General features: G+C 47.6%; 6 protein-coding genes. All 6 read right to left on the minus strand.

Going from position 1 to position 12,575, the window contains the following annotated elements:
• Positions 1-44: 44 nt before the first annotated feature.
• Positions 45-1,259 (minus strand): PAS domain-containing sensor histidine kinase, encoded by a 1,215-nt coding sequence (locus BUB19_RS21390; RefSeq protein WP_245802920.1) that lies wholly within the window; start codon positions 1,257-1,259, stop codon positions 45-47.
• 1,044 nt (positions 1,260-2,303) lie between these two features.
• The gene (locus BUB19_RS21395; RefSeq protein WP_073097630.1) at positions 2,304-3,821 is read right to left on the minus strand and encodes an exo-alpha-sialidase; all 1,518 of its coding nucleotides are present in this window, start codon (positions 3,819-3,821) and stop codon (positions 2,304-2,306) included.
• Positions 3,822-3,971: 150 nt separating this feature from the next.
• Positions 3,972-6,677, minus strand: coding sequence for a sodium:solute symporter family protein (locus BUB19_RS21400; RefSeq protein ID WP_073097631.1), 2,706 nt, complete (start codon positions 6,675-6,677; stop codon positions 3,972-3,974).
• Positions 6,678-6,687: 10 nt separating this feature from the next.
• Complete coding sequence (locus BUB19_RS21405) at positions 6,688-7,617, minus strand: dihydrodipicolinate synthase family protein (protein WP_073097633.1); 930 nt, start codon at positions 7,615-7,617, stop codon at positions 6,688-6,690.
• Positions 7,618-7,765: 148 nt separating this feature from the next.
• Positions 7,766-9,265 (minus strand): RagB/SusD family nutrient uptake outer membrane protein, encoded by a 1,500-nt coding sequence (locus BUB19_RS21410; protein WP_073097634.1) that lies wholly within the window; start codon positions 9,263-9,265, stop codon positions 7,766-7,768.
• 39 nt (positions 9,266-9,304) lie between these two features.
• On the minus strand, positions 9,305-12,478 hold the full coding sequence (locus BUB19_RS21415) for a SusC/RagA family TonB-linked outer membrane protein (protein WP_073097635.1): 3,174 nt from the start codon (positions 12,476-12,478) through the stop codon (positions 9,305-9,307).
• Positions 12,479-12,575: the final 97 nt, after the last annotated feature.

A 12,575-nucleotide genomic window follows, 5' to 3' on the forward strand; every position in this document is an offset into this window, starting at 1 on the left:
AAAACGCGTTTTTTTACACCACGCCGAATCCGTTTGCTTTGGGGTTAAAGAAAAATAGTGAACTTGGTCCCTTGATTGGGCTTGCTTTTGATTTCAATTTTTCCACCCAGCTCAGTCACCTGTTTGTGTACCAGGTACAGGCCTATTCCCTGACTATCTTTGTGATTATGAAAGGTCTGGTCAAACCCGAAAAGCTTCTTTTTTACCAGATCCAAATCAAAACCCAATCCGTTGTCAGTAAATTCAATGTGGGATCGCCCGTCTTTCTCATAAGAGTAAATTTCTATCAGGGGTTTTGTATTCGGCCGACTATACTTGATGGAATTGGATATCAGGTTTAGGAATATGCTCTGCAGGTAAACCTTATTGAAATAAACTTCCGGCATTCTGGAAAAATCGGGCAAAATAACTGCCCCCGAACTCTCCACCAGGGACCGAATGGCTCCAACAGAATGAGAGAAAACCTCCTTTAGATTAAGTTTCTCCACCCTTACCCGCATCACATCCTCCTGCTTCAGATTGCCAAGAAAATTATCCAGCATGTTTTTTAGGCTGGCAGTAGATTCATTGAGCAATTGCACCAACTCAAAGGTTTCCTGGTCCTCAATTTTTTTAGAATCCATCAATTGAAAGATGGCCAGAATATTATTGACCGGTGCTCTCAGATCATGCGTGGCAGCGAAAGTAAGCTGCTTGAGTTTGTCGTTCGTTTCTGTAAGCGATCGGATCAGTTCATTTCTGCTGGCCTCAATTTCCTTCTGGTAAGTTACATTCTTGGCGATGCCATATATTAAACCCTCCTCTACAAGTGGAAAAAAGGTCCATGAAAGCCAAACCAGTTCTCCTTTTTTTGTGAGGTAGCGGTTTTCAAAATTCCTGAGCGGAGAATTGGCAATATCTGAATTCCGAATAAATTGATTGGTAAAATCTGCCTCCTCACTAAACAGAAAGGAATCGATGGGATGTGACAAAAGTTCAGCTTCTGTATACCCCATCAATTTCTGAAATGATGGGTTCACCTGCTTGTAAAATCCATCATCACCCGCAATGCAGAGTAAATCCGGCGACATCTTGAAAAACAAATCCAAATCGTATTCTGAACTACCCAAAATTCCTACTGAATTTTCTATCATTCCATCATTTTTATACAATTGAAAACCACCGGTTAGATCTGCCAACCCCAGTTTAGCCCCAATCTGCAGCGCCTCTAAACCCTTCTTACCCTGTATGCCCTTCTTTCGACGTATTTTCAATTTCAAGTCTTTCTTTTGTCTCCTCAACCAAAACAATTACTGAGCCAAAAAAATCGGCTGAAGACACAAAATGGATAAGGATTTTTTACAAATAAACAAATATGTTTTTGGCCTATAAAAAAAACGCATTGACCAGAAATAAAAATTACTAATTTTATTTTTGCTATTAAAACTGTTTAAAAATCAACAATAAATGGACCAAAATTACCCTATTGGTGCAAACTTATATGTAAACGTACCGGCCTGACTTGCTGGCAGTGGAGCTGCTGAAGACCCGTCCTTCGATTCAAATTTTGTATTCTTTACCTGGAATACTCAGCCTCGGTCGCGAGAAAAAGTGGCTTTAACGGTAGTGTCCCATCCGCCCCCTACCGATGAGGAGTATATTAAAAAAGTGTAAATCAATGTATTAAAGAATAAACACTATCATCCTGATAGGTGTATTTTCTAAATGCTTAGCCTACCGGTGACGTAATTGCATCAGCTATTTTTGGTAAAGTAGAAACCCTAAAAAATCTGTTAAATAAAGAAGAGATAAATTTAATTACGCTATGAGCGCTGGCCAGACAAAAAACCGGGGTGCGCAGGAGGCTTGTGGGAGGAAGGATTTTTTTGTCTTGATTTTTTGGTACTTTTTCATCAAAGCCTGCCCCGAGCAGCGAAGCGAATCGGGGGAAAAAGTACAGAGAATAAGAGGTTTACCAGATGATGTAAAGATCTAATCCTGATAAAACCAACAATAACCTTATATCCCGTTTATTGCAAAATACCAATCTTCATCCTGATTTCAGCGTTTTTTAAAATGTTAATTCTCGCAGTGACGCCAGAACGCGTCATTGCGAGCGCAGTTGGTCCCTGAGCCTGTCGAAGGGAGCAATCTGAACCGAAGCGTAGGTGTTAATTCATCGAGAAAGGAAAATATGATAATGAATTCGTTTACGTACGTCTTCAGACTGCCGCGGGGGCAAGGAAAAGTAGCAATACGATAACGTCCCATCTGCCCCCTCGCAGTGACGACGAGCCGCGTCATTGCGCAGCCTGTCACCAGGCCTATTCTGGTATCAGCTCTTGAATAGCTATCACCTGGAAGGCAAGATGTGCCTGGCTACTTTCATAAATAATGCCTACATGATCCTGGTCGATCAGGGTCAGGCAGGAATATCCGGCACTCCTTCCCTGGTCCAGAAGTACCTGCATGTGATCAGGCCAGGTATTGCCCTGATCCGGACTTGCCTTGAGGGTAATATCCTCTCTGGCCTCTGTAGATGCCGGGTTGGAGAAGAGCAATATCTCGTCCGTGTAATTGATGATGCTGGCCATACATACGGGCTCTATCAGTGCTGACCTGCTGCTGGCATGTGTAGTCCAGTTCCTGCCCAGATCCGTAGTCACTGCCACCGACCGAGATCCACCCCGGTTATCTCTCATGTTTAGCATCAAACTGCCATCCGCCAATTCGACTACCTGTGCCTCGGTCGTGTTGGATTTAGCCCCTGTGCCCACCTCCCATGTGGTGCCACGATCTTTGCTGTAGATGATGGTGCTGTAGGGCATTTTATCGGCATCCTTGTATTGCGCAGCAAAAACGAGCGTGCCATCTTTCATCGTGATGCCTTTGCCGGGACCATTAAAGAACAATTGCCAGGAGGGATCTTTCATTTGTGCGGTGATATTGACAGGGTCGGACCAGCTCTCGCCATCATCTTCGGATTTCACCAGCATCAGTTGTCCGGTTTCTTCGGGACTCATTCCGGGACCGGAGCTGTTCCAGGCTGCTGTATTGGGTTTTCCATGCAGCCACAACGCAGCCACCCAAATTGTCCCGGTTTCCTCATCTACCAATATGGCGGGGTCTCCGATGCCGTTTTGATCCTGTGGCAAACCAGCCCATTCTCCCATATCCATGATGATTTTCATGGGTTCCCAGCTTTGACCTCCATTGGTGCTGCGGCTCAAACCAACGTCAATATCACCCTGCAGATCAGAGCCCTTGTCATGACGTACATCATATACGGCAAGCAGGGTACCGGCATTACTAGTGGCAAGACCGGGGATCCTGTAGGTATGCACTCCATTATCCCCTTTATCTCTGATGGATTTAGCCAGCCTATAGGAAAGCAGGCTATCCTGCCCGGCAGGTTTCACTTTTTTACCGGCCAGGTCTACAAATGCTACCTGCATATCAAATTTTTTCCGGATATCGGCGGCTTGATCCGCAACAATAGTAATTTCAAAACGCTGTGTCCCTGCGGAAAGGTCCGTTGCCTTCTCAAACAACCAATGCCCACCAGACGGATTAAAGGATCCCAGTAACTGCCGTCTTTCATCGCTGAGCTTGTAGAGCAAAATCTCCTTCACTTCGATTTCAGCTTTTAGCTCAAGACCTATTGCCGCAAGGATTGCAGCTTCATTTACTTCTGTTTCCAGCCTGCCTACCGGCGTTTCCTTTCCTGCTATTACCGGAACATATACCTGTTCCCAGCTGATATAGTCTGCAACCGGCCAGTCCTTCCCGGTGCCACAAGCCGCCAGTACCAATACCAGCAAGCAAAATTTGATCGTTCTCATAGTTATGTATTTTTGTTTATTTCAATATTCCTCCCCTTTTTCGTACAGGAAGGGCTTTTTTCCTATTTTCTATCTCAGGCGCCGATTGGGCCTGCTCCCGCTGGTCTTTAATAAGGATAATGGGTGCAAACATTACCCGCAAATTTCTGATCAGACAACCTCTTTGACAATTTTTTTATTCATGGTTTTGAGTGTGAGCCCGCTTAGCTGCTGCCGGGAAGGGCGGGGAAATAGTTTGCTGGCCAGATAGGCCAGCAACATGGCACTTGCCAATCCGGTAAAGGCATACAGGTGGATGCTCAGATTGGTTTGAGATTTTACCAGTACCTGTACCATAGCGCTACCCAATAAACCGATCAGCGCCCCTCTGGCATTGGTGCTTGAAGACAAGATGCCGACGAGGAAGATACCGCCCAAACCTCCTGCAAAAAGACCAATCAGCATGTTGAACTGATCCCAGAGGGAGGGAATACCCATTGTAGCCATCAGCAGCGCAAACCCTGTTCCCAGCACACCTACCGCCACAGTAACCCAGCGGGCAAACCTAAGCGTATGCTGACCACCGCGATCCTTTGGATACAGCTTTCGGTAAAAATCTGTCGTCACCACCGTGGCTACAGAATTCATGCTGCTATCCAGGCTCGACATGGCTGCGGCAAATACGGCTGCGATCAATAGCCCGGAAACACCGTCGGGCAATTGGGTCACGATATACCAGGGAAATATACTGTCTGTATTGGTCATCACCGGAGATAGCTCCTGAGGATGTGTGAGGTAAAACAGATACAGGGCCGTACCGATAGAAAAGAAAATCAAAGCCGAGGGTAAAGCCATCAGTGCCCCTGTCAGTATACTTTTCGATGCGGCAGCTTCATCTCTGGTAGTCAGGTATCGCTGAATGACCGTTTGATCACTGCCATATTGTACGATGTTTGAAGCCAGGCCACCCAGTAATATGACCCAGATAGCCGTACCTGTAAAGTCCAGGCGAGTGTCAAAAAGCTTCATCTTCTGATCCTCCCTGACCAGTACAGCCAGCTCCTCCCATCCCAGGTCTATGCTGTAAACCATAAGGATCAAGCTCAAAAGGGCGCCGCCAAGCAATACGACGACCTGGATGACATCAGTCCATATGACCGCTTCTATGCCACCCAATACGGTATACAAGATGCTAAGCACACCCATCAGAAGAATGCAGGTAAAGACATCAATATCAGTAATCACCGCAAGTGCAAGTGAGGGCAACAACAAGACAATACCCAGTCTACCCAGTTGCAAAGCAATGTATATCAGGCTACCCAGGAGACGAATGGATTTGTCAAACCGCATTTCCAGATACTCATAGGCAGAGGTGAGGTTAAGTCTCCTGAAAAAGGGCAAAAACCAGAAAATGATGATGGGAGAGACGAGAATAATGGTCATCAGCAGCCAAAACAAAGTCCAGTCGGTGGCAAAGGTTTTGGAAGGAATCGCCATGAAGGTGATGGCACTGAGCTGGGTGCCAAATACGCTGATCCCAGCAGCCCACCAGGGCACTCTCCCTCCTGCCCTGAAGAAATCAGTTACAGATTCCTGCTTGCGGGAGATGACAACTCCCATAAGGACCAAAACCCCCAGATAAAGGCCCAGAATAATATAATTTAACCATCCAAAGCCTTCCTTTTTCGAAAGCACCATTCCCTTTATCTGCGGCGTTCTGGTTCCGGGGCTTATCTCTCCGGAGGGCAATACAAGCATGCCATCCCAAAAAAGAGCCGGAGTAGTAACCGGTGCTCTCACCGGAAGATCTGCCAATCTGGACCAGGTGCCCGTCACCGCATGGTATGCCAGGATTCGTCTGCTAAAGCCCGGGTGAGATTCCAGAATTTCGTTTCTCTCCCCAACCAGCTGCAGCGAATCTGAATGGCTCAAATCAGGATCTGCCAATGCGTCGGGGTACTGCTCAAGTTTTCGGTACAAGGTCCCCTCATCCCCTCCAAAAAAAAGGATATGGCCGGAGCCAAATGCAGCCGCTGTGCCTGCAGCAAGGGAAAGAATATTCCCCGCACCGTCTTCAATTTTTCCGGCCTTTGCCCATTTTTTTTGATTAAAAGAATAGGAATACAGGTCCGCGTAAAAAGCTGTCGGACCATCCGGTTTCTTCTGCCGCCCTCCGGCTAAAAAGAGCTGGGGCTCCTGCCCGTCATGCTGTACCGCTACCATGGCATGCGACCTTCCCGGTCCGGGAAACGGATTCAGGGATTCCCAGCCGGCGGCTGCATCATTGATGTTTAAACGATAGAAATTGTTCCAAACCTGCTCATTTTCTCCACCGGCGAGGTAGACATAACCCTCATGATATACCGCTGATGCATTGGAAAGGGGCATGGGAAGCGGTACACCCGCCTCCACATCCACTTGCTGCATCTTTTCATCCCAGGAGATCCACCAGGAGTTGCTGTGATAACCCTGATCATTTTCTCCCCCCATGCAAAACACCCCGATCGGTGTACTTACAGATGCGCCGTAGGCCAGGTTTATGGGCAGGGTCTCTCTTAGCTCTGCTACCCATTTTACGCCTTCAGGATCTTTAAGCAGTACATGTATGGCATTCCAGAATTTCTTCTTTCCCCCATTCCAGGGTTTGTCGTCAGGAAAATTGGCACCACCGGCCAGAATCAGGGCGCCATTATGCGTACCTGCATACATCCCGGCATACCCCAATGAACGTGCCTGACCAGCCATTGCCGGCATTTCGGCGAGCACCTGCCAGTCAAAGTCTCCGTAGGTTTTGGGCTTTTCCCCGGCCAGACCCTGGGTCTGGTAGAACAAGAGCAAAAAAAGGCCCTGAAAAATAAATCTATACGCTTTCAGCATCTCAGAGACTTCAGGTTTCTTGGTGGATATGCATGGAATAGTCAAAAAATGAAAGCTGATGCAATGCATTTTTAAATGTGGTCAGTTTTTCCGAATCCAGGGAAGTAACCGGTGACCTGAAATGACCACAGTCTATGCCACACAGCTTCAAGATGGCCTTTCCAGCGGCGGGCCCTCCGTATTGTCCGTACAAATGAATAAAGTCGACCGACCGTTCCTGCAGCCGAAGGGCCTTCTGCATGTCCCCTGCCTCAAAGGCCCTGAAAATATCCAGATACAGGGAGGCGGCAAAATTATAAGTACTGCCCACTGCTCCTCTGGCGCCCATTGCCAGTCCTGCCAGAAAAGTCTCGTCCCAGCCCCACAATACATCGTATTTCCCCCCTTCATGGCGCAGACATTGATTAAACTCCATAAGGTTATTATGGGTATACTTGATACCGGCAAAATTAGGGATTTTTTCTGCAGCAACTTCCAGCAACTGCAGCATGGGCAGCTCCACTCTGGTAAGCAGGGGAATATGATAGAAGTAAAATGGCAAGTTGGGTGAAGCCGCAGCGATGGGCGCCAGGTATGCAACCAGCTGCTCCACATTTGCTGGTCTGAAATAATAGGGCGCGGTAACCGCTACACCATACAATTGCAGGTCAGCAGCAAATTTACCCAGTGACATGGCTTCTTTTTGATTGCTACCTCCCAGCATGGCCAGCACTTTAAATTGATTATTTTGCTCCCTGGCCCATTTTTGCATCAGCACCTGTTTTTCAGTCAGGCTTAAAGCAGCGCCTTCGCCTGTCGTGCCATTGATAAAGACGCCCCCAATACCCTGCCGCTTCAGTGCGCTGGCATAGGAAGGAATGATTTCGGGATTAATTTCTCCCTGTTCATTATAAGGGGCAAATGTTGCTGCGATCAATCCTGTTATTTTATTGATTTTCATTCGTTAGTATTTAAAGGTATAGTCGTACACCTGCATTCTGAACCGGAGGTACCAGTAATTTTTTTTCTTCAGGCAGTACAGCTACCTGATTTCAATTCAACAAGTGCATTTCGGAGACCATGCCATAGACATGGACTCCGAAAGGGTGTCAATTGCCGTAACCCGGATTTTGTTCAATTTTTGAGTTCAGGCTGATGGTTCCCAGAGAAATCGGCCAGAGCAATAGGTGCCGTTCATCTTCGCGCCCCTGCAGCGAGGGAACCCGCTCAAAAGCCTTATCAAACCTTACCAGATCAAACCAGCGCTTTCCTTCGAACGCAAACTCCAGCATTCTTTCACGGAGAATCGCATCGTCGTTGGCTTCCTGGCCCGCATCAATATACGCATGCCCGGGATATTGCTCCCCATATGCCCGCTGCCTGATCTGGTTGATCTCAGCAGAAGGATCCTGGCCAAGCGCATTTTTTGCCTCTGCCTTTAAAAGTAATACTTCTGCATAACGGTATATGACTATATCGTCTATAAACCTTCTGCCTGAGGGGTCTACAAACCCCCGGTATTTGCGAACGACAGAAGCGTAATGAGATGGTGAATCATCCTCAGATTCCAGAAAGATAGAAACGAAACTGGCATCCTTTCGCTGATCGGCATCTCCAAAAGCCTCTCTCAGCAATGGCGATGGTGCCCAACGGTTTAATCCTCCCCCGGTACCAATCGTCTCCCTTACTTCCTCAGATGTGGCCGAAGGAATCTGGTCATCCCGTATATACAATTCACTGTTATAATTGGTACCGCTTTCCAAATCGAGAAACCTTACAGCAAACAGGATTTCCCGATTTCCTTTCTGATCGTATCTGAAAATCTGGTCATAATCTTCCATCAAACCAACTCCGGCATGCCCCGCTACCTGATCTAACGCATCCAGAGCTGTCTGGAAGTCACCTGATCCTCCACCAAGTACTTTCCCGGTCCACAGGTACACATCGCCCTTCAAGGTATTTACTGCTGCCGCAGACCATGCTGCCCGGTCAGTTCCCAGGGCATCATTGGCCGGAAGGAGCTCCAGCGCCCGCTCGATATCCGACTTTACCTGAGCAAAAATTTCCCCTACCGCAGTCCTGCTACGGAAGGTGCTCTCTGCATCGTAGCCTTCTGTGGGTGATGTCACCAAAGGCACATCTCCCCAGGTTTTGGCCATGGTAAAATACAGAAAGGCCCTCATGGCATAGGCTTCACCCAGCATCCTGTTCTTGTCCTGCTCACGGCCAAACTCAATGTCCGGAACATACTTGATGATCAGGTTTGCATCGTGGATCACGGTATATAGCCTTAACCAGTTGGGTCCGGCAAAATTTGGATCCAGCGAATTTTCAAAATACCTTTCTCTGCCTTCTGAGGCCTGCAGCCCATAACTTAACGTCTCGGACCTTGCCTCACCAAGGATAAACAGGTTGTAGGCTGCCTGATCCCGAAACCGCACGTACATACCCTGCAGTGCTCCATTCGCATTGTCTTCGTTTACCCAGAATCCGGCCGTTGTAATGGTACTTACAGGCTCGATTTCCAGATAGTCTGTACAGGAAAAGGACATGAATCCCATGCCGGCTACCAGCGTCCTGAATACATATTTGTTTATCGTATTTTTCATGATTTTTCGGATTTTTGATTTTGGATGTGTTCCTGCACCTTAAAAATTCACATTTACGCCCAGCATAAAGCTCCTTGGAATGGGATATCTACCAGAGTCTGTGCCACCCACTTCAGGATTTAATCCGGTATACTGGGTGAAATAGTAGAGATTCGAACCCGTAAAGTAAGTCCTTACATTGGCGATCTGAAGTGCATCGGTCCATTTTCCCGGCAGCGTATAACTCAGCGTAAGCTCCCGCAATGCCAGGTAATCACCCCTTTCGTGAAAAAAGGTACTTCCTCTAAACGAGTTGTTCTGCGCCAATTGATCTGCCCAATAATACCTGGGGAAGGGAGTCACATCGCCCTGTTCCTGCCAGGAACGGGTAGTCTCCTGCAAGATCCCAATATCTCCCTGATACTGACCATTAAATCTTGCCCGGCTCTCATGGTAAATGGTATGTCCCAGCGCAAAATCCGTTCTGACGGTCAAAGACAGGTTTTTATAGCTGATTCTATTGGTAAAACCACCGGTCCACCTGGGAAAGATATTTCCTGCGACTACCCGGTCCCTGCTGTCGATGGTGTCATTCTGGTCGAGATCCTGCCATTGCACATCCCCGCCAAATTTGGTTTTGTCATTTCCGGGAACCAGCACATCATAGGGGCCTTCTGAAGCGGCTTCATCGGTAGGGTAAACCCCCAAATACTGATAGGCAAAAAGGTCGCCCATCATCTGACCCTCCTGCAGCCCTCCCTTCCAGGTGTACATGCCCAGTACCGGGTCAAAGACAAATACACCGCCGATCCTGTTGTTCTCGTTGTCGTTTTCCGGCAGACTCACTACGGTGTTGATATTGTAGGTAGCATTCAGGGATGCATCCCAGCTAAAATCTCCCTTCTGGGCGAGGGTTGCAGCTAGCTCTAATTCCACTCCTTCGTTTTGCAGTGCACCCAGATTGGTAAGTATACTTGAAAATCCGGTAGATTGTGGCAATTCCAGATTTGTCAGCAAATTATCTGTAACCCTGTTGTAATAGTCTGCGATGACCGACACCTTATCATCAAACAGCCCTAAGTCCAATCCAATGTCAAATGTGGCTGATCTTTCCCATTGCAGATCCTGATTGGCCATCCGGTTGTTTTGAATGGCGGCGAGGTCGTTGTAACGGGAACCCACAGAATAGAGTCCCTGGGCATGAAAATCTGACAGATTGCCGATATTTCCATTTACACCATAACTGGCCCTGATTTTCAGCGCGGAAAGCCTGCCGGAAGAACCTTCCCAAAAATCTTCCTTGTGAAGGTTCCACCCTGCTGAGATACCCGGAAATACACCCCAGTAGTTGTTGTTACCCAGGTTAGATGCCCCATCATATCTGGCCGAAGCAGAGATCAGGTATTTTTGGTTATAATCGTAATTGAATCTGCCAAAGTATCCCAAAATCCTCAACTGAGTGTGGGAGCTGTTTACATCTCTGGGTTCAGCAGAAGCATTCAGGGTAGGAATCAAATCAGACGCCGCTCCCCTGCCTGAGGCACTGGCCGCATAGCTCTGGCGGTCGAAATAGGACAGCCCGGCCTTCAACTGGAAATTATGGAAGTCCACACTTTTTCTGTAGGTAAAAATGCCGTCAAACTGTTTTTGCCAGAATACGGAATTGGAAGCAAAAGCATCTCTTGAATCAATAAACTGCGTGGGCCCGTTGAAAAATGATTTTTGGAAAGAATTGTTTGTTCCATGTACAAAATAAAGGGATCCCATGGGTTCGAAGGTAAGGTCCGGCAAAATTTCGTAATTGGCCCCACCTGAGAGCGTCACCCGGGTAGTGGCATTCAGTGCCTCACTTCGGTTGAGGTGATAGACCGGATTACCCATGCTACGATTCTGTCCGGGGGCCAGGCTGCCGTCTTCATACCTGAATTTGGTCGTAGGTGGCAGGCCCAGGGCCCTTTGAAAGATCTGATTTTCACTGAATACACTCGTATTCGATGAATTGGTAAAGTTTAGTCTGCCGTAAACATCCAGCTTTTCGTTTACATTGACATCTCCATTCATTCGTACGGTAAATCTTTTGTAGTCTGTATTGATGGCCACTCCTTCATTGTTGAGATAACCTACTCCCATATCAAATCTGGCCTTTTCCGAACCTCCGGAGACAGAAACATAGTGATTTTGGGTCAAGGCCTGACGGAACAGAATATCCTGCCAGTTGACCTCGTCAAAAATGATCGTTTGGTCAGGATCAGCCGGATCGGGCATGGACTGCCAGCCCTCATTCAATTTGTACTCATTCTCCGGACTGAGATATTGAGGCGTAAATGCCGTGTTATGGGTCAGATCATTGCCTATTCCAAAGCCAGAGGGTTGGTTTAAACGAAATAATTGATTGGATGATTTTCTTCCCGTAGCGAGTATACCTGTCCTGTTGAAATAGATGTAATCTCTGGCAGAAGCCATATCATACTGGTTCCATTGTTCGGAGAGGCTGATATTATACCGGTAGGTCACAGCAGTTTTACCTACTTTGCCGGTTTTGGTCGTGATGATCACCACACCGTTTGAACCTCTTGCTCCGTAAATCGCTGTGGCAGCGGCATCTTTAAGCACCTGAAAGGAGGCTATATCATCCTGATTGATATCATTCATATTGTTGCGGATCACTCCGTCGATGATGTATAGGGGCTCAGCGCCATCGGGGTTATTGATGGAAGTGCCACCTCTTACGATGACCCTGGGTGCTACTCCAGGCTGGCCGGAGGTGGTTTGTACCCTTACACCCGACACCGTACCCTGCAAGGCAGATGCTGCATTGGCAAAAGGTACATTGTCCAGCACCCTTTGATCCAGTTTGGATACCGATGAGGTGAGGGTTTCTCTGGATTGCTCCCCATACCCTATTACCAAAACTTCATCCAGCCCCTGCGATTCTGCTGAGAGTGAAATGTCTATCACCGACTGGTTTTCTACCAGTACTTCCCGGCTTGCATATCCAATAAAACTGAACCGCAGCCTTTGACCAGACGTTACTGAGAGGCGATATTGCCCATCCAGGTCCGTGGCCGTACCCGAGGCGGTTCCCTGCACCAATACCGTAACACCGGGAAGCATCTCTCCCGTTTCTGCGTCGGTCACCGTACCGGTTATTTCCCTTTGCTGGGCCCCGACCCATCCTGCTGTAAGACAGCAGAGCAACAGGAGAATAACCATTTTACCGTTAAAATTTTCCATGTTATTTTGTTTTACGTAGTGAATTGATTTCCCCTGACTGTACCTGGATCAGGGAGGCCAAATCAGCCTGCAACAAATCTAGATCGGAGGCGGAAAA

It is taken from the genome of Cyclobacterium lianum (assembly GCF_900143075.1).
GTDB classification, from domain to species: Bacteria; Bacteroidota; Bacteroidia; order Cytophagales; family Cyclobacteriaceae; genus Cyclobacterium; species Cyclobacterium lianum.